This window comes from Pseudomonas frederiksbergensis (assembly GCF_035751725.1).
Lineage (GTDB): Bacteria > Pseudomonadota > Gammaproteobacteria > Pseudomonadales > Pseudomonadaceae > Aquipseudomonas > Aquipseudomonas frederiksbergensis_A.
Map to the genome: position 1 here is coordinate 4,203,548 of NZ_CP142104.1, position 17,967 is coordinate 4,221,514.

General features: G+C 58.9%; 17 protein-coding genes. 2 read left to right on the top strand and 15 right to left on the bottom strand.

Going from position 1 to position 17,967, the window contains the following annotated elements:
* The first annotated feature begins 173 nt into the window (after positions 1-173).
* Together fliK and VQ575_RS18655 are read left to right on the top strand one after the other, a co-directional pair.
* Entirely contained in the window at positions 174-1,745 is a 1,572-nt protein-coding gene (gene fliK, locus VQ575_RS18650) for a flagellar hook-length control protein FliK (RefSeq protein ID WP_325918201.1), read from the top strand.
* Positions 1,742-2,071 (top strand): EscU/YscU/HrcU family type III secretion system export apparatus switch protein, encoded by a 330-nt coding sequence (locus tag VQ575_RS18655; protein ID WP_039593069.1) that lies wholly within the window; start codon positions 1,742-1,744, stop codon positions 2,069-2,071. Before fliK ends, VQ575_RS18655 begins: the two co-directional genes overlap by 4 nt.
* On the opposite strand, the gene VQ575_RS18660 is transcribed toward VQ575_RS18655, so the two are convergent.
* From VQ575_RS18660 to flhF, 15 genes are all read right to left on the bottom strand, one after another.
* On the bottom strand, positions 2,065-2,886 hold the full coding sequence (locus VQ575_RS18660; RefSeq protein ID WP_325918203.1) for a DUF6216 family protein: 822 nt from the start codon (positions 2,884-2,886) through the stop codon (positions 2,065-2,067). The two genes, VQ575_RS18655 and VQ575_RS18660, sit on opposite strands and share 7 nt — an antisense overlap.
* 233 nt (positions 2,887-3,119) lie before the next feature.
* Positions 3,120-4,946 (bottom strand): hypothetical protein, encoded by a 1,827-nt coding sequence (locus VQ575_RS18665; RefSeq protein WP_325918205.1) that lies wholly within the window; start codon positions 4,944-4,946, stop codon positions 3,120-3,122.
* 772 nt (positions 4,947-5,718) lie between these two features.
* Positions 5,719-6,114, bottom strand: a complete 396-nt coding sequence (locus tag VQ575_RS18670; RefSeq protein ID WP_030141059.1) for a DUF2802 domain-containing protein — start codon at positions 6,112-6,114, stop codon at positions 5,719-5,721.
* A gap of 1 nt (position 6,115) precedes the next feature.
* The gene (locus VQ575_RS18675) at positions 6,116-6,601 is read right to left on the bottom strand and encodes a chemotaxis protein CheW (RefSeq protein WP_039593070.1); all 486 of its coding nucleotides are present in this window, start codon (positions 6,599-6,601) and stop codon (positions 6,116-6,118) included.
* 72 nt (positions 6,602-6,673) lie between these two features.
* A complete protein-coding gene (locus tag VQ575_RS18680) occupies positions 6,674-7,546 on the bottom strand; it encodes a CheW domain-containing protein (RefSeq protein ID WP_039593071.1) in 873 nt (290 codons plus the stop codon).
* A 96-nt stretch (positions 7,547-7,642) separates the two neighbouring features.
* Positions 7,643-8,434, bottom strand: coding sequence for a ParA family protein (locus VQ575_RS18685; protein ID WP_039593072.1), 792 nt, complete (start codon positions 8,432-8,434; stop codon positions 7,643-7,645).
* 49 nt (positions 8,435-8,483) lie between these two features.
* Positions 8,484-9,368 (bottom strand): flagellar motor protein MotD, encoded by an 885-nt coding sequence (motD, locus tag VQ575_RS18690; protein ID WP_045155396.1) that lies wholly within the window; start codon positions 9,366-9,368, stop codon positions 8,484-8,486.
* A gap of 15 nt (positions 9,369-9,383) precedes the next feature.
* Entirely contained in the window at positions 9,384-10,124 is a 741-nt protein-coding gene (locus VQ575_RS18695; protein WP_325918206.1) for a flagellar motor protein, read from the bottom strand.
* The gene (locus tag VQ575_RS18700; RefSeq protein ID WP_045155395.1) at positions 10,124-11,251 is read right to left on the bottom strand and encodes a protein-glutamate methylesterase/protein-glutamine glutaminase; all 1,128 of its coding nucleotides are present in this window, start codon (positions 11,249-11,251) and stop codon (positions 10,124-10,126) included. Before VQ575_RS18700 ends, VQ575_RS18695 begins: the two co-directional genes overlap by 1 nt.
* 48 nt (positions 11,252-11,299) lie before the next feature.
* The gene (locus VQ575_RS18705; RefSeq protein ID WP_325918207.1) at positions 11,300-13,549 is read right to left on the bottom strand and encodes a chemotaxis protein CheA; all 2,250 of its coding nucleotides are present in this window, start codon (positions 13,547-13,549) and stop codon (positions 11,300-11,302) included.
* 30 nt (positions 13,550-13,579) lie between these two features.
* Positions 13,580-14,365 carry a protein phosphatase CheZ gene (locus VQ575_RS18710; RefSeq protein WP_039593077.1) on the bottom strand — a complete coding sequence of 262 codons (786 nt, stop codon included), beginning with the start codon at positions 14,363-14,365 and terminating at the stop codon, positions 13,580-13,582.
* Between the two features lie 18 nt (positions 14,366-14,383).
* Positions 14,384-14,755, bottom strand: a complete 372-nt coding sequence (locus VQ575_RS18715) for a chemotaxis response regulator CheY (protein ID WP_003183998.1) — start codon at positions 14,753-14,755, stop codon at positions 14,384-14,386.
* Positions 14,756-14,923: 168 nt separating this feature from the next.
* Entirely contained in the window at positions 14,924-15,667 is a 744-nt protein-coding gene (gene fliA, locus VQ575_RS18720) for an RNA polymerase sigma factor FliA (RefSeq protein ID WP_003184000.1), read from the bottom strand.
* On the bottom strand, positions 15,664-16,494 hold the full coding sequence (fleN, locus tag VQ575_RS18725) for a flagellar synthesis regulator FleN (protein WP_003184001.1): 831 nt from the start codon (positions 16,492-16,494) through the stop codon (positions 15,664-15,666). Before fleN ends, fliA begins: the two co-directional genes overlap by 4 nt.
* Before the next feature lie 114 nt (positions 16,495-16,608).
* Complete coding sequence (flhF, locus tag VQ575_RS18730) at positions 16,609-17,958, bottom strand: flagellar biosynthesis protein FlhF (RefSeq protein WP_039593078.1); 1,350 nt, start codon at positions 17,956-17,958, stop codon at positions 16,609-16,611.
* Positions 17,959-17,967: the final 9 nt, after the last annotated feature.

The following is a 17,967-nucleotide window of genomic DNA, read 5'->3' on the forward strand; positions in this document are numbered from 1 at the left end:
GGCCTTATACGGTTCAAGTCGGCCGTGCAGCAGCCGTTAAAGTGATGCAGCATAGATGCATTGACGGACCGTTCCACAGAGCTGCGTCAAACAATTGCAAGGTTTTCGCCACTCTCTGGAAGGCGGGCGGCATTATACATGTGAAGCTCTACTCCCCAAGGTAATAACCGCAGATGACAGGCGACATGAACATCCCGCCGCTGCCCCAGCCCACGGCAACGACGCGTATGCCGACGGTAACGGGCGAGCTGCTCAAGCTGCTCGCACCGGCCGAAGGGCTGATCGGCCCGGGCCAGACCGCCAAGGCCGAGGTGTTGTCGCTCAAGCAAGCGGACCAGGCTTTCCAATTGCTGCTCAAGGTCACGCTGGAAAGCGGCCGGCAAGCCACCGTGCAAGCCACCAGCACCCAGCCATTGCCCCAGGGCACCAGCCTGGCCGTGACCCAGCCTTCGGCCAGCAACCTGGCGATTACCGTGCAACAGGCCCTTGCGTCCAGCGTCGCGACGCTGACCCGGATCGACACCACGCAGTTGCCCGTGGGCACCTTGTTGCAAGGCAAGGTACTGACCAGCCAGGCCTTGCCGCAACCGGCCGGCCAACCCGCCGTGTATCGCTCGCTGGTGAGCCTGCTCAACACCGCCCAGGCCGGTAGCACCCTGGACATCGACAGTCCGCAACCGCTGCGCATCGGCATGCTGTTGAGCGCCCAGGTGCAGGATGCACAAACATTGAAATTCGTGCCCCTGAGCAATCGCCAGGAGCAATTGGCGGTGAACCAGCAATTGGTGACCCAAGTGAGCCGCCAAGGCTCGCTGGACAGCTTGCTCAGCGCCCTGCAGAACCTTCCCGCCAGCGACGACACCGGCCCCGAGCTGCGCGCCGCGGTAACGCGCCTGCTGGCCGGCTTGCCGGACGTACAGCAACTGAGCACACCCAAGGGCCTGGCCCAAGCCATGGTCGCCAGCGGCGTCTTCCTGGAAAGCAAACTGCTGGCTGGCCAACCGCCAAGCCTGGCCCCGGACATGAAAAGTGACTTGCTGAAACTGATCGCCCAGCTGACCCCCGCCCTGCCCGCTTCCACCAATCTCTCCGCGGTGATCGCCGCCAATACATTGGCCCAGGCGCTCCCCAGCTTTGTCCGCAGCGCCCTGGGGATGCTCGGCCAGGTCAGCGCCAAGCCACAACCCACCAGCTTTCCGCTGCCTGCGCGACTATTGAAAGGCCAGGACGAAGAAGGCGACCTGGAACATCTGCTGCGCCTGGCAGCCGCCGCCGTTTCGCGCCTGCAAAGTCATCAACTGTCGAGCCTGGAGCAGACGGGACTGACGGATGACGGCCGGTTGATGAGCACCTGGCAATTGGAGATCCCGATGCGCAACCTGCAGGACATCGTGCCGTTGCAGGTCAAGTTCCAGCGCGAGGAAACCGCCGCCCGGGAACAACCGGACGAACGCCGCGAACACCCCGAACCGAAACAGCAGCTCTGGCGGGTCGAGCTGGCATTCGACATGGAACCGCTGGGGCCGCTGCAGATCCAGGCCCAGTTGCTCAGCGGCAGCCTGTCCAGCCAGTTGTGGGCAGAACGGCCCTATACCGCAAGCCTGATCGAACGGAACCTGACCGCACTGCGCGAGCGCCTGGTGACGTGCGGGCTGACCGTCGGCGATCTGGATTGCCACGTCGGCACTCCGCCCCAAGGCCCCAAGACCCGGCTGGAACAGCGTTGGGTGGACGAAACCGCATGACAACCCACACCGAACCCCGCCAGGCCATCGCCCTCAAGTACGACGGCCATCACGCCCCGACCCTTACCGCCAAGGGCGACGAAGCCCTGGCCGAGGAAATCCTGCGCATCGCCCGCGAAAGCGAAGTCCCGATTTATGAAAATGCTGAATTGGTGAAGTTGCTGGCGCGGCTGGAGTTGGGCGACAGCATTCCGGAAGAGCTGTACCGCACGATTGCCGAGATCATCGCGTTTGCCTGGAATTTGAAGGGCAAGTTTCCGCAGGGATTTGACCCGCATGCGCAAACTATCGAGAAAGACGTGACGGAACGTGGGGATGATTACTGATCGCGAACCCGATGCTTAGCTGAATATAAATCATAAAAACCCTTTGCCATTTTCGCTCTCGCGGCGTAACGAACAGACAACAGTAACACTACAAAACATATAAAACCAATCAACGCACTGAATGCTCTTTGCTCGAAAATAAACCCCTTCAATTTTGGCAACGCATCAGGCTCCAAACTGTAACAGATCACTTCCGCATCCTTGTCATTCAACCCAGCAATTTTTTTGTTACTACATGCCGCCGAATCAACGAAAAAAGCGGGCGTCCCGCGAGCCAACATAAAATCTTCAGCCGTTACCCCATCCGTCCAGAAAGTTGTTTCAGTTCCTTTGACCGTTAGGATTACCGACGTCTCGGCGAAGAGGTACGTCATCCCGAAAAGTGAAGGCACGGCCACCAATGAGACACATGCCACAAAAGCCCTTATGGACCTCATCCGAGGCTCATTAAAGTTCCATGGCTTACCCGATATCCATGCCCTCGCGAACGATAGGTCATTCAGGCTTTTATCATGATGCTCAAGCCACCTGAGTGTTTTACCCCACGTATCCCTGCTATTAAACTGAATCCCGCTCCGAAACCGAAAACCTTCCAAATCCCTAACTTGCAGCCAGTCCTTCTTTAACTCTGGATCATTGATAGCACCACCACCAATAAGCCGCCAGATCTTATCTAATAAAAAATGCGCCGACCTCGCACGTGAAACAGCCCAAGCCATACACATCAAAGTAAACAGCGCGAAAACGAAGGGCCCCACATCCCTCAACAGACTCACAACCTCAAGCATCGCTGCTTTGCCTTCAGGACTTACCATTTACAACCTCCTTTACAACTAACGAAATTCGAGCCCAGGCTCAACCTGGCATTCGGCGCACAGACGTCTCCAGGCCTATTGAGAATCGGCCGATCTCTGAAATACTTTAAACAATGTGCGCCAGCCCCAAAAAAACCAACGACACCCCCATCAAACAAGGACAAAATAAACCTCAACCTTCAACTGCAAAAAAGGACTGGGCAAATCTTTCCACTCGGATATTTTGCCCGTGCTTAATCCCCCGCAGATTCCGATCCTTGCCGAGCGATTTCACGCTCCAGCTTCATTATTTTAAGACGCTGAGCCAACAGTTGCTCCTGAGTATTTAGCGATTCAAGTTCGACTTCTGCTGCCGAAGCTGTTCCCGTACGTACAGCGTCCAGACGCTGTTGATCGCGCAGCAACTGGAGTTGTGAGGAGACTAAATATTGTTGTAGATCTGCTTGACCTTTCGCAGTGAGAACCTCTGACTGAGTTTTCGCCGAGGATAACTCTGAGACAGCCTTCTCATAGCCAAGCTGAGAATTTGCCTGCTCAAATGCTGTTCTACTGGCGGATACCACGTCCGCCTGTTTATCCTTTTGGAGCTGGAGGAATGTGCCAGCAGCGCTCTGGGCAGATGAAGAGGCAGCTTCAGCTTTTGATTTTGCCCGGAACACCAACTTACTTGGCGAACCCGTAGCCGGATTGAACGCCACCTCTATTAGATTGTCGTCAAAAGCAATGTTATCCAGATCAATGGATCCTATTGGTCCTAATTGAGGAACCTGAGTAACTCGTTCAATCAGGCGATAATAAACACTGTCCGACGGCTTATTTTTATACTTCACAACAACCGTTGCAGGAACCGGGATCCTATAGGCAATACCCAAATCGTCGAAGTCGGGGTCCAACTGCTCGTCACCAGAGGATACTTTTATTTGATCAACACTAAATACAACTATTGGGAGTTCAACCTCCTCAACCCTTACCGTGTTTCCGAACAGCGCCTCCAAACTGTTTTTCTTAATTATGACCTGACAAGCCGCCTCGGCAGCGCCGTTGCCATCCGAGCAGACATTACCTTTGCTCTTAGGAACGAATTCTCGAGCCGCAGCTACCGTTAGTTTAGTTTTTAACTTTTCTATTGCTGTTTGTATCTCGTCATACTTTGACGCCCCCAAGCCACTTAGAATAATTTCCCCCTCTTTTTTATACTTCTCTGCAAGCTGGGTCCTTTTTAGCAAGTTTCGCTTCTCGCCTTCATCTCCGAGCTTATCGTAGAACTCAATGAGGCTACCCAGAGCCACAACATCAAGCACTGATTGGTCAACCTTGGCTTTTGCTTCCGCTCGCTTTTTGTCGAGCACTTTTTCGCTTGCCAACTCCTTCTCTTTCGCTTTTTTCTCAGCCACCGCAGCAACTACTTTTTCACAAGGATCCTCCAGCTCCGCTACCATGGTTTGGACCTCCTTCAAGTCAGAGAAGCTGAGATTTCTTCCTTCAAATTTTCCCAGCTTTTCGAACAAACCGGGAGAGTCTAGTTTCAGATTGTTTTTTCCAGAGAGACTAAATTTTTGCCCAACCTTGAAATCCAAGCTCTTCACATCCTGATTTACCGCCAATCGGCGTGGGTGAAGCGGAATAGAAATCGCAGGTAATGCTACCGCCCTGGCAACACTGGCTATCGAAGATACCGAGTTAGCAAGAACAGCCCCTGACTGATCAGCTATCGAGGCGTTTACCCCGGTAAGCAATCCAGCGTCGGACAACTGGAAATCTGTATTTGTAATTTTAGTCCAAGCATTTAGTTTTTTATAATTCAATGTATACGCCTCTCCTCCCACCAATGATTCCGTCAATTCAGAGCTGACAACGGCCTCCATCAAAGCGTTCGAACCCTGGGCAGTACACCCTGTGACCTCAAAGGTCGCGGTCACTGTGAACTTTTTAGCGGGCAAACGATAAGTCAAGCCTGAAGGCGTCGTCGTTTGACCGGATATCTTCTTGCTTTCGAGAGAGGTACAGCTACTGAGAAAAAACAAAGACAGCGTAGTTGCGATTATTGATTTCACGCTCATGCTTGGCTGCTCCATATTTTACGTTTTTTTCTTCGATAGTAATTTGTCAAAATCTGGCGAAATGCGAGCCGCCCCATCAGATGCATGGATATGGACAAAACGTAGCAGCACATCCCAATAATAGCCAACTGACATCTTCCGTAATTTTTCCCGCTTTCGCCCCCAACATTTCACCCGAGGACCTCCGGGACGCTCCGGCAATTAAGCCAGATCAGGCTTCCTGCGAACGTATGGCAAAATATTCGCTGACTTTTCCGCGCATACAGACATCCCACACCAGAATCTTTTGAAAGGATTTTCGAGGAAGATCAAAGGTAACCGTCCAGACAACACTCGTCCTGGCGCAGTCACCTGAAACGACGATGCCCACCTAAATTAAAGTGTCAGAAGGAGATCAATAAAGAGACATGAGCGAACGTCGAAGGAACATGCTCAATTGAAGATTTGCTTTAGCAAGCGAGGCATGCCGGCCATTATCTGTACGGATACAAATTGCAGGGTTCAGATACCATACCGAGAGGACCGCATACTCGACTTGACGTCATAGGATTTCGAAGCGACTGGCGTTTATAAGGATTGGCGCCGAACGGCGATGACACTACCAGTATCGACGGAGACGCCAAATATCATCGAGGGCTTCGAACGAGCAATTTTGCTTCCGACAATACACGTCAGACGCTTTCAGCTTGCTCGCGATAATCAACTTATAGCCAACATCTCCGTTGACCGTCACACCGCTATCGCGAGCAAGCTTCCATAGGAGAAAAAGGCATCAGCCGCCCTTATGCAACTTGCTCATCAACTCCGCCTCGGCCTGGGTCAGGCCGCACGCCTGGGTCAGTTCGTCGATGCTGGCGCCCATGCCGACCAGTCGGGCGGCCTGGGCGAAGGACAGGCTGGAGGGGTCGCGCTGTTCCAACTGCGCCAGTTTGTCCGGCAACGGCGCGACCACGGCACGTAGCTCATGGAGCGCTTCGCCCATGCGCACGGTGCCGTTCTGATAGTCGTCGACACGCTTGGCCAGGTCCTTGATGCGCTGGTCGCGCAGCGCATCACCCTGGGCCTGCTGAGCGGCGATATCCCGCTGGCCACGTATGTAGGACAAAAACATCGCCAGCGTGCCTGCCCAGAAAAGGAACAGGACAATGACTGCTACCTCAAGAATCAAATCAGATACTCTCCAGTTCCGACCACTCTTCTTCGCTCATCATTTTTTCCAATTCGACCAGGATCAGCAACTCGTTGTTCTTGTTGCAGACGCCCTGGATAAACTTCGCCGACTCCTCGTTGCCGACGTTAGGCGCGGTTTCGATTTCCGACTGACGCAAGTAAACCACTTCGGCAACGCTGTCGACCAGGATACCGACCACTTGCTTGTCGGCCTCGATGATCACGATGCGGGTGTTGTCGTTGACGTCGGAGGAGTCCAAGCCAAAACGCTGGCGAGTATCGATGACGGTCACGACGTTACCGCGCAGGTTGATGATGCCCAGCACGTAGCTTGGCGCACCTGGAACCGGGGCGATCTCGGTGTAACGCAGCACTTCCTGCACGCGCATCACGTTGATGCCGTAGGTTTCGTTATCGAGCTTGAAAGTCACCCATTGCAAGATCGGATCTTCGGAACCCTTGAGAGACGACGCCTTATCATTCATACCCTGACCCCTCGAAAAACCGCCTGTGGCGGTGTGTGTTCTGTCCGGCGTCGCCCTGCGCCGCCGGTTGTCTTATTTCGGTTTCCGGACCGGCTTGGCGCCGTCCAGGTGTTTTGCCCCGCCGCTGGCGATCAGCTCCGCCAGTTCGGAAACGTCCAGCAAGGCGCACATGTGTTCGATCACCGTACCGGCCAGCCATGGCCGTTGCCCTCGATGGCTGCGCCATTTGATCTCGTTCGGGTCCAGGCGCAGCGAACGGCTGACCTGGTGCACCGCCAATCCCCATTCGTAGCCTTGCACTGAAATCACATATTGCAGGCCCTGGCGAAAATCATCGCGATAGCGGTCCGGCATGACCCAGCGCGCAGTATCCAGCACCTTCAGGTTGCCCGCCTGGCTCGGCAGGATTCCGAGGAACCATTCCGGCTGGCCGAACAACGGCGTCAATTCCTGCCCGGCCAGGGAATAAATCGATCCCAGGCAAACCAGCGGCACCGCCAGCGTCAAACCGGCCACGTCGAACAACAAACACTCGAACGGCTCGGCGGCCCACGCCGGACGGTCATCGACCTGCACCGGCGGCGGTGTGTTGCTCGGCGGCATGTGGATTTCCACCACCGGTGTCACCAGGCCCTGCAATAACGGCGCAACGGTGGAGACCGGCGACAGGATCGGTGCCGGCGCTTCCATTACTGCCAACTGCGCCTTGGCGGTCGGCGCCTCCACTGCTGCGGCACTCACTGAAGCCCGTGCATCACGGGCCTGTTCTTCGAGCACCGCGGCCTGGAACTCGTCCAGCGCAGGTTCGGCTTCGACAGGCTCGGGCAACGCCTGGACCGCGCTCGGCTGCGCTGGCAATTCATCGGTCGCTTCCTGCAACAGCCCATCCAGATAGGATTGCAAGGCCATTTGCGGGCGCGAAGTTGTCTTGATCGGGCGGTTCATGGGAACTGTGCGCCACTTGAAAAGGTTATCGGCATGGATACGGCAGGACTTGAGCGCCCGCAAGCAAGCACAACGTCTATGGAGAACTTCATCAACTCAAGCCACCTGCTGCGGAACGAGCTGCTGGGCCAGCAGATGCTTGAGAAGCGCGCGATAGGCCAGTACGCCACGGCTTTTGCCATCGAACTGTGAAGGGGTCACGCCGGCACGGCTGGCATCGCGCAGGCGGGTATCCACCGGGATGTAGCCTTGCCAGATGTCGTCCGGGTACATGTCGCGCAGCACCCGCAGGGTGCCGAGGGACGCCTGGGTACGACGGTCGAACAGCGTTGGCACGATGTTGAATGCCAGCGATTGCTTGCGCGAGCGGTTGACCATCGCCAGGGTGTTGACCATGCGTTCCAAACCTTTCACCGCCAGGTGTTCGGTCTGCACCGGAATCACCAATTGCTGGCTGGCAGCCAAGGCATTGACCATCAGCAGACCCAACAACGGCGGGCTATCGATGATCGCGTAATCGAAATCCTGCCACAGCTGCGCCAGACTCTTGGCGATCACCAGGCCCAGGCCGCTCTGGCCAGGCGATTGGCGCTCCAGAGTGGCCAGGGCCGTGCTCGATGGCAGCAGGGAGATCCGCTCGTCGCTGGTGGACAACAGCAACTGTCCCGGCAAGCCTTCGGGCACACTGCCCTTGTGCAAGAACAAGTCGTAGTTGCTGTGTTCCAGGCTGTCGGGATCGTAGCCGAAATAACTGGTCATCGAGCCATGGGGGTCCAGGTCGACGATGACCACGCGCTTGCCCGCCTCGGCCAGCAAACCGGCTAGAGCGATGGAGGATGTGGTTTTGCCCACACCACCTTTTTGATTGGCGACTGCCCAGACTCTCATTCGGATCGTTCCTCCCGGTCGAGACGGGCCCGACCGAGAAATAGCTCGGTTATAAAGCCGGTGACGTAGAATTGACGGCGTTCTGTCTATCCGGCGACTTGACCGGGGTCGGTGCAGTTTGTGTGCCAGCCCGCTTCAATGCCGCATCCGGTTTTGCATTGGCGGTGCCGGTACCCGTCAGGCTGCGACGCACATCGAGGTTGCGCGACACCACCAGCACCACCCGACGGTTGCGCGCGCGTCCCTCGGCCGTGGCGTTATTGGCCACCGGCTGGAACTCGCCATACCCCACCGACGCGAGGCGGCCCGGGTTGACGCCCTGCATGGCGAGCATGCGCACGATGCTGGCCGAACGAGCCGAAGACAACTCCCAGTTGGTGGGATATTGCGCGGTACGGATCGGTTGGTCATCGGTGAAGCCTTCGACGTGGATCGGGTTGTCGAACGGTTTCAGGATCGCCGCCACTTTATCGATGATGTTGAACGCCATATCGCTGGGCATGGCATCGCCACTGCCGAACAGCAGGCTGGAATTGAGTTCGATCTCAACCCACAACTCGTTGCCACGCACGGTCATCTGGTTGGAACTGATCAGGTCGCCGAACGCGGCGCTGATGTCATCGGCTATGCTCTTCAACGGATCGCTGCCACCGGCAATGCCGGCGTCGACCTGCTCGCTGTCCTTGACCAGCGGCTTGGCCGGGGTCGTCGTCTTCGGACGTTCTTCACCAATGGGAATCGGCTTGAGGGCGCGGTCCGAGTCAGTGAAGACGCCAATCAACGCTTCGGAAATGACCTTGTACTTGCCTTCGTTGACCGAAGAGATCGAATACATGACCACGAAAAAGGCGAACAGCAGCGTGATGAAGTCGGCGTAGGAAACCAGCCAGCGTTCATGGTTGACGTGTTCTTCACGATGTCTGCGACGCGCCATATTCCATATCCTCCATCAGTCCATGAAGCCCTGGAGCTTCAACTCGATGGAACGCGGGTTTTCACCTTCGGCGATCGACAGGATCCCTTCCAGCAGCATTTCGCGATAGCGCGACTGGCGCAACGCGATGGACTTGAGCTTGGCCGCGATCGGCAGCAACACCAGGTTGGCGCTCGCCACACCGTAGATGGTCGCGACGAAGGCCACGGCAATGCCGCTGCCCAGTTGCGAAGGGTCGGCCAGGTTGCCCATCACATGGATCAGGCCCATGACCGCACCGATGATACCGATGGTAGGCGCGTAGCCACCCATGCTCTCAAAGACTTTGGCCGCTTCGATGTCACGGCTTTCCTGGGTGTAGAAATCCACTTCCAGGATGCTGCGGATCGCTTCGGGTTCGGCGCCGTCCACCAGCAATTGAAGACCCTTGCGCGAATAGCTGTCGGGTTCGGCATCGGCCACCCCTTCCAGTCCCAGCAGGCCTTCCTTGCGAGCGGTCAGGCTCCAGTTGACAACGCGGTCGATGCCGCCGGCCAGGTCGACCCGAGGCGGAAACAGAATCCAGACCAATATCTGCATGGCGCGCTTGAACGCGCTCATCGGCGACTGCAACAGCGCAGCACCGATGGTGCCACCGAGCACGATCAACGCGGCCGGGCCGTTGGCCAACGCGCCGAGGTGCCCGCCTTCCAGATAATTGCCACCGATGATGGCGACGAACGCCATGATGATGCCGATCAGGCTGAGCACATCCATTACAGGCACGCCTCGACCAGATGTTTACCCATGTCGTCCAGGCTGTAGACCGCGTCGGCCAGGTCGGCCTTGACGATCGCCATGGGCATGCCATAGATCACGCAACTGGCCTCGTCCTGGGCCCAGATCGCGCTGCCGCCCTGTTTGAGCAGGCGCGCGCCTTCGCGACCATCGGCGCCCATGCCGGTGAGCACCACCGCCAGAACTTTGTCGCCGTAGGATTTCGCCGCGGAACCGAAGGTGATGTCCACGCAAGGTTTGTAGTTCAAGCGCTCGTCGCCCGGCAGGATTTTCACCGCGCCACGACCATCGATCATCATCTGCTTGCCACCCGGCGCCAACAGCGCCAGGCCTGGCCTCAGGATGTCGCCATCCTCGGCTTCCTTGACGCTGATGCGGCAAAGTTTGTCCAGGCGCTCGGCGAATGCCTTGGTGAATGCGGCGGGCATGTGCTGGATCAATACGATCGGCGCCGGGAAATTCGCTGGCAGCTGGGTCAGGACCCGCTGCAGTGCCACAGGACCGCCCGTGGAAGTGCCGATGGCGACCAGTTTGTAGGCCTTGCGCTTGGGCGCTGGCGACGACGGGCTGGCGGGCGCCGGACGAGCGGGCGCCGGAGCACTGCGAGCAGGCGCCGGATTGAAACTGCTCGACGCGGAAGGCACAGGCGGTGGCGTTGGCACAGCCGTCGACGCTGGCGCCGGTGCGCTGTAGGCACTGACGCGGCGGTTGCTGCGGGAAATGCTGTGGACCTTCTCGCACAGCAACTGGCGGACCTTGTCCGGGTTGCGCGAGATGTCTTCGAAGTTTTTCGGCAGGAAGTCCACCGCCCCGGCGTCCAGCGCATCGAGGGTCACTCGGGCGCCTTCGTGGGTCAGTGAAGAAAACATCAATACCGGGGTCGGGCAGCGCTGCATGATGTGCCGCACGGCCGTGATGCCGTCCATCATCGGCATCTCGTAGTCCATGGTGATCACGTCCGGCTTGAGCGCCAGGGCTTGATCGATCGCCTCTTTGCCGTTGGTCGCCGTACCGACGACCTGGATGCTCGTGTCCGCCGAAAGAATTTCCGAGACGCGGCGGCGGAAAAACCCCGAATCGTCCACCACCAGGACTTTAACTACCATAAACACTCCGTTAGACGAGGCACGGCGTCGGGCCGCGCCCCTCCAGAATCAAATACGCCGGGCGGCGTAGCGCTTGAGCATGCTCGGTACATCGAGGATCAACGCGATGCGGCCGTCGCCGGTGATGGTGGCGCCGGACATGCCCGGGGTGCCTTGGAGCATCTTGCCCAACGGCTTGATGACCACTTCTTCCTGGCCCACCAACTGGTCGACGACAAAGCCGATCCGCTGGGTGCCTACCGATAGGATCACCACATGGCCTTCGCCCTGCTCCACATGGGCGGCGGAGCTGACCAGCCAGCGCTTGAGGTAGAACAGCGGCAGCGCCTTGTCCCGCACGATGACCACTTCCTGGCCGTCGACGACGTTGGTACGCGACAGGTCGAGGTGGAAAATCTCGTTGACGTTGACCAGAGGGAAAGCGAAGGCCTGGTTGCCCAGCATCACCATCAGGGTCGGCATGATCGCCAGGGTCAATGGGACCTTGATGACGATCTTCGAGCCCTGCCCCTTGGTCGAGTAAATGTTGATCGAACCGTTGAGCTGGGAAATCTTGGTCTTCACCACGTCCATGCCCACGCCACGACCCGACACGTCGGAGATCTCGGTCTTGGTCGAGAAGCCTGGAGCGAAGATCAGGTTGTAGCACTCGGTGTCGCTCAGGCGATCGGCCGCATCCTTGTCCATCACGCCACGCTTCACGGCGATGGCACGCAGGACGTTCGGGTCCATGCCCTTGCCGTCGTCGGAGATCGACAGCAGGATGTGGTCGCCTTCCTGCTCGGCGGCCAGGATCACCTTGCCGCTGCGGACCTTGCCCGAGGCTTCGCGCTCTTCCGGCGACTCGATGCCGTGGTCGACCGCGTTGCGCACCAAGTGGACCAGCGGGTCGGCCAGGGCCTCGACAAGGTTCTTGTCCAGGTCGGTCTCTTCACCCACCAGTTCCAGGTTGATTTCTTTCTTGAGCTGGCGAGCCAGGTCACGAACCAGGCGCGGGAAGCGCCCAAAGACTTTCTTGATCGGCTGCATCCGGGTCTTCATGACCGCAGTCTGCAAATCGGCCGTGACCACGTCGAGGTTCGACACGGCCTTGGACATGGCTTCGTCCTGGCTGTTGAGGCCCAGGCGCACCAGGCGGTTTCGCACCAGCACCAGTTCGCCGACCATGTTCATGATCTCGTCCAGGCGTGCGGTGTCGACCCGAACGGTGGTCTCGGCTTCGCTGACCGGTTTTTCGGCGGGCGCGGCGGCAGGAGCGCGAGCCGGGGCAGGCGCCGCTGCGGTGGCAGGCTTGGGTGTTTCGGCTTTCGGTTCCGCTGCCTTGGCAGCCGGCTTCGGCGCGGCCTTGGCGGCGGGCGCAGCCGTGGCGGCAGCAGCAGGCGCAGCGGCAGCCGTACCCACTTCGCTGAACTTGCCCTTGCCGTGCAGCTCGTCGAGCAGCGATTCGAATTCGTGGTCGCTGATCAGATCGCTACCGGCTGCCGCGGCCGCTGGCTTGGCCGGCGTCGGCGCCGAAGCGATGGCCGAGTCCAGCGCATCGACGGCAAAATTGCCCTTGCCGTGCAACTGGTCGAGCAAGGCTTCGAATTCGTCATCGGTAATGTCGGAGTCATCACCCGCTGCCTTTGGCGCAGCCGGGGCAGCCGGGGCCGCGACCGCATCGGGGGCGAACTGGCCCTTGCCGTGCAGTTGGTCGAGCAGCGACTCGAACTCGTCGTCGGTAATTTCATCGCTGGCGGCGGCATTGGCGGCTGGCGCAGCAGGCGCGGCCGGCGCTTCGGCTTCGGCCTTGACGGCGCTCAGCGAGTCCAGCAGCGATTCGAATTCGTGATCGGTAATGTCACCCGATTCTTCGGCAACCGGCTCTTCAACCACAGGCTCGGCAACCGGCGCGGCTTCATCAGCCGACTGCGGCTCGGCCAGGCGCGACAGCGCGGCGAGCAGCTCGGGGGTGGCTGGGGTGATCGGCGAGCGCTCGCGCACTTCGCTGAACATGCTGTTGACCGCATCCAGGGCTTCGAGCACCACGTCCATCAGTTCCGAGTCGACGCGACGCTCACCCTTGCGCAGGATGTCGAACACGTTCTCGGCAATGTGGCAGCACTCCACCAGCTCGTTGAGCTGGAGGAAGCCGGCGCCTCCTTTTACAGTGTGGAAACCGCGAAAAATTGCATTGAGCAGATCCGCATCATCAGGTCGGCTTTCCAGCTCGACCAGCTGTTCGGACAGTTGCTCTAGAATCTCGCCGGCCTCAACCAGGAAATCCTGAAGGATCTCTTCATCGGCGCCGAAGCTCATTAATGGCTGCTCCTAAAATAGGGCTAAAACTCAAAATCCAAGGCTGGACAACAAATCGTCCACATCGTCCTGACCGGACACAACGTCTTCTCTTTTATCGGCATGAATCTGCGGACCTTCACCCTGAGAGAGATGTTTTTGTGGATCTTTTTCAGCAAGTATCGCCGCGCGGTCGTGTTCGATGCCGGCAAAGCGATCCACTTGGCTTGCCATCAACACCAGCTTGAGCAAATTGCTTTCAACTTCGGTGACCAACTGGGTCACACGCTTGATCACTTGGCCGGTCAGGTCTTGATAGTCCTGGGCTAGCAAAATGTCGTTGAGGTTGCCGGCCACGGCGCGGTTCTCGGTGCTGCTGCGCGCCAGGAATCCGTCGACCCGACGGGCCAGTTCGCGAAATTCCTCGGCGCCGACTTCGCGACGCATGAACCGTCCCCAATCGGTGCTCAACGCCTGGGCTTCCTCGCTCAGGCCGTTGACCAGGGGCGTTGCGCTTTCCACCAGGTCCATGGTGCGGTTGGCCGCGGCTTCGGTCAGCTTGACCACATAACCCAGGCGCTCGGTCGCATCGGTGATCTGCGAGACTTCCTCGGCCTGCGGCATGTTCGGATCGATCTGGAAATTGACGATCGCGCTGTGCAGTTCACGGGTGAGCTTGCCGACTTCCTGGTACAGACCACGATCACGGGTCTGGTTGAGCTCATGAATCATTTGAACCGCATCGCCGAAGCGGCCCTTTTCAAGGCTGTCGACCAGTTCGCGGGCATGTTTTTTCAGGGTCGATTCGAAATCGCCCATTGAAGATTCGTTGTCCATAGCTCCCCCGTGGCGCCGTTAACCGATGCGTTCGAAGATTTTTTCGATCTTCTCTTTCAACGCCTGGGCCGTGAAGGGTTTGACCACATAGCCGTTCACACCGGCCTGGGCGGCTTCGATGATCTGCTCGCGCTTGGCTTCGGCAGTCACCATCAGCACCGGCAGGTGCTTGAGTTTTTCATCGGCGCGCACGTGGCGCAGCAAGTCGATACCGGTCATGCCAGGCATGTTCCAGTCGGTCACCAGAAAGTCGATGCTCCCGCTATTGAGGACCGGAATGGCGGTAGTGCCATCGTCGGCCTCGACCGTGTTGGTGAACCCGAGGTCACGCAACAGGTTTTTTATGATCCGCCGCATCGTTGAGAAGTCATCAACGATGAGGATTTTCATGTTCTTGTCCAATTCGACCTCCAAGCAGTCTTAAACGCGCCCAGCACCTGGACGCGCCATTTCAATCAATCCGGCACAACACTCGACAACGGTCTGGAGCACAACGGGTGGAGACTGGCCCGGCGCATGCCATGCCAACCTCGCTCGCAGTGTCCCCCACACTGCTCGTCAGCGCGCTCGCCACTCCCCCAAACGCCCCCGCAAGCGGGCCGCGCACTGGCTGTGTAACTGGCTGACCCGCGATTCGCTGACCCCCAGGACCTCACCGATTTCCTTGAGGTTCAGCTCTTCGTCGTAGTACAGCGCCAAGACCAGTCGCTCACGCTCCGGCAAATTGGCAATCGCATCCGCCAGCGCGCTCTGGAAGCGTTCATCTTCCAGGTCACGCGACGGCTCCATGTGAGCACTCGCGCCATCCTCGTGCAGCCCTTCGTGTTCGCCGTCCTGCAACAGGTCGTCGAAACTGAACAGGCGACTGCCCAAGGTATCGTTCAAAATCCCGTAATAATCATCGAGACTCAACTGGAGTTCGGCCGCAACCTCGTGATCTTTAGCGTCTCGTCCGGTTTTCGCTTCAATCGCGCGAATCGCATCACTGACCATGCGCGTGTTGCGATGCACCGAACGCGGCGCCCAGTCGCCCTTGCGGACTTCATCGAGCATCGCCCCGCGGATGCGGATACCGGCATACGTCTCGAAACTGGCGCCCTTGCTCGCGTCGTATTTGTTCGACACTTCGAGCAGGCCGATCATGCCCGCCTGGATCAAGTCTTCGACCTGCACACTGGCCGGCAAGCGCGCCAGCAAGTGATAGGCGATGCGCTTGACCAGGGGCGCGTAACGCTCGATCAATTCGTACTGGGCGTCCCGTGCCGATTTTTTGTAGAGATGGTTGTAACCGCTGGCTGTCATAACACGGGCCCTGCTGTTTGTTGCACGAGACGCTCGACGAAAAATTCCAGATGCCCGCGTGGGTTGGCCGGCAGGGGCCAGGTATCGACCTTCTGGGCGATCGCCTTGAACGCCAGCGCGCATTTGGAACGTGGAAAAGCTTCATAAACGGCACGTTGCTTCTGGACTGCCTTGCGTACACTTTCGTCGTAAGGCACTGCGCCGACGTATTGTAGGGCGACGTCCAGGAAGCGATCCGTGACCTTTGTCAACTTGGCGAACAGGTTGCGTCCTTCCTGTGGGCTCTGGGCCATGTTGGCCAGGACGCGGAAGCGGTTCATGCCATAGTCGCGGTTAAGCAATTTGATCAGGGCGTAGGCGTCGGTGATCGACGTCGGCTCGTCGCAGACCACCAACAAGACTTCCTGGGCGGCGCGCACGAAACTGACCACCGAGTCACCGATACCGGCAGCCGTGTCGATCACCAGTACATCGAGGTTGTCACCGATGTCGCTGAACGCCTGGATCAGGCCGGCGTGCTGCGCAGGCGTCAGGTGCACCATGCTCTGGGTGCCGGAGGCGGCCGGCACGATGCGAATCCCGCCGGGGCCTTGCAACAGCACGTCGCGCAATTCACAGCGCCCTTCGATCACGTCCGCCAGCGTGCGCTTGGGCGTGAGCCCCAGCAGCACGTCGACGTTCGCCAGGCCCAGGTCGGCGTCCAGCAGCATGACCCGTCGGCCAAGCTCTGCCAGAGCCAGGGACAAGTTCACTGACACGTTAGTCTTGCCGACGCCACCTTTGCCGCCGGTCACCGCGATCACCTGTACGGGATGCATGCTGCCCATGTTCGTTCTTTACCTTGTCTTACTTAGACGGAGGCCACATTACTGGCTGCGCGTTCACTCGGAACAATGCATGGCAGACCATCGATGTAGGTACAAAAAATATTCATGATTACCTCAGCCAACCTGCTTGGTCGGGCTGTGGTAGATGTCAGCGAACATATCAGCCATGGCTTCTTCGCTGGGTTCTTCCTGCATTTGCACACTCACGGCACGACTGACCAATTGATGACGGCGCGGCAGATGCAAATCATCCGGGATCCGCGGCCCGTCGGTCAGGTAGGCCACCGGTAGTTCATGACCGATCGCCAGGCTCAACACCTCGCCCAGGCTTGCCGTTTCGTCCAGCTTAGTCAGGATGCAGCCGGCCAGCCCGCAGCGTTTGTAGCTGTGGTATGCGGCGGTTAGAACCTGTTTCTGGCTGGTGGTTGCCAACACGAGATAATTTTTTGACTTGATGCCACGCCCGGCCAGGCTTTCCAGCTGCATGCGCAGGGCCGGATCGCTGGCTTGCAGGCCGGCGGTGTCGATCAGCACGACACGCTTGCGCATCAGCGGCTCCAGCGCCTGGGCCAGGGATTGACCCGGATCCACATGGGTCACCGACACATTGAGGATCCGGCCCAGGGTCTTGAGTTGCTCCTGGGCGCCGATGCGGAAACTGTCCATGCTCACCAGGGCGATGCTCTGGGCGCCATACTTGAGTACATAACGGGCCGCGAGCTTGGCCAGGGTCGTGGTCTTGCCCATGCCGGCCGGGCCGACCATGGCAATCACTCCGCCCTCCTCCAGTGGCTCGACTTCCGGCGTTGCGATCATCCGCGCCAGGTGGGCCAGCAACATGCGCCAGGCCTGGCGAGGCTCGTCGATGTCGTTGATCAGGGCCAGCAGGTCGCGCGCCAACGGGCCGGACAGGCCAATGCGTTGCAGGCGACGCCACAGGTTGGCCTGGGCCGGACGGCTGCCTTGCAGTTGATTCCAGGCCAGCGAACCGAGCTGGACTTCCATCAACTCGCGCAGGCTGTTGAGTTCGAAGCGCATCGAGTCCAGGGCACGCGGATCAACGCCTGAGGCCGGGGCGGCTGGCGCGGGTGCCGGACGACGCGGCTCGGCCGGCGTCGGCTCGATCAGCGGTTCGGCAGCGGTCAGCGGCAGGCCTGCGGTCAAGGGCTGGCCGGCGAACAATTGACGATTGGTGCCCGCGCTGCCGGTGCCTTCGCTGGCGCGCAGGCTCAGTTCGGCCTGGGCGCTGGCGATGCGCGACTGGGTCTTGCGCAGCTCGTCCTCGAGTTCCATGTTCGGAACGCGTGGGGCCAGCGCCGACAATTTGTAATCCAGGGCCGCCGTCAGCTCGACACCGCCGGCGATACGACGGTTGCCGATGATGGCTGCTTCAGCGCCCAGCTCGTCACGAACCAGTTTCATGGCCTGACGCATATCGGCGGCGAAAAAACGCTTCACTTGCATAAACCACTA

Excerpts from the sequence above, each read along its gene's own strand:
- VQ575_RS18655 (WP_039593069.1), top strand. The coding sequence starts at position 1,742 with ATGACAACCCACACCGAACCCCGCCAGGCCATCGCCCTCAAGTACGAC.
- fliA (WP_003184000.1), bottom strand. The coding sequence starts at position 15,667 with ATGACAGCCAGCGGTTACAACCATCTCTACAAAAAATCGGCACGGGAC.
- VQ575_RS18695 (WP_325918206.1), bottom strand. The coding sequence starts at position 10,124 with ATGGATGTGCTCAGCCTGATCGGCATCATCATGGCGTTCGTCGCCATC.
- flhF (WP_039593078.1), bottom strand. The coding sequence starts at position 17,958 with ATGCAAGTGAAGCGTTTTTTCGCCGCCGATATGCGTCAGGCCATGAAA.
- VQ575_RS18665 (WP_325918205.1), bottom strand. The coding sequence starts at position 4,946 with ATGAGCGTGAAATCAATAATCGCAACTACGCTGTCTTTGTTTTTTCTC.
- motD (WP_045155396.1), bottom strand. The coding sequence starts at position 9,368 with ATGGCGCGTCGCAGACATCGTGAAGAACACGTCAACCATGAACGCTGG.
- VQ575_RS18675 (WP_039593070.1), bottom strand. The coding sequence starts at position 6,601 with ATGAATGATAAGGCGTCGTCTCTCAAGGGTTCCGAAGATCCGATCTTG.
- VQ575_RS18705 (WP_325918207.1), bottom strand. The coding sequence starts at position 13,549 with ATGAGCTTCGGCGCCGATGAAGAGATCCTTCAGGATTTCCTGGTTGAG.
- VQ575_RS18685 (WP_039593072.1), bottom strand. The coding sequence starts at position 8,434 with ATGAGAGTCTGGGCAGTCGCCAATCAAAAAGGTGGTGTGGGCAAAACC.
- fliK (WP_325918201.1), top strand. The coding sequence starts at position 174 with ATGACAGGCGACATGAACATCCCGCCGCTGCCCCAGCCCACGGCAACG.
- VQ575_RS18715 (WP_003183998.1), bottom strand. The coding sequence starts at position 14,755 with ATGAAAATCCTCATCGTTGATGACTTCTCAACGATGCGGCGGATCATA.
- VQ575_RS18710 (WP_039593077.1), bottom strand. The coding sequence starts at position 14,365 with ATGGACAACGAATCTTCAATGGGCGATTTCGAATCGACCCTGAAAAAA.
- VQ575_RS18680 (WP_039593071.1), bottom strand. The coding sequence starts at position 7,546 with ATGAACCGCCCGATCAAGACAACTTCGCGCCCGCAAATGGCCTTGCAA.
- VQ575_RS18700 (WP_045155395.1), bottom strand. The coding sequence starts at position 11,251 with ATGGTAGTTAAAGTCCTGGTGGTGGACGATTCGGGGTTTTTCCGCCGC.
- VQ575_RS18660 (WP_325918203.1), bottom strand. The coding sequence starts at position 2,886 with ATGGTAAGTCCTGAAGGCAAAGCAGCGATGCTTGAGGTTGTGAGTCTG.
- fleN (WP_003184001.1), bottom strand. The coding sequence starts at position 16,494 with ATGGGCAGCATGCATCCCGTACAGGTGATCGCGGTGACCGGCGGCAAA.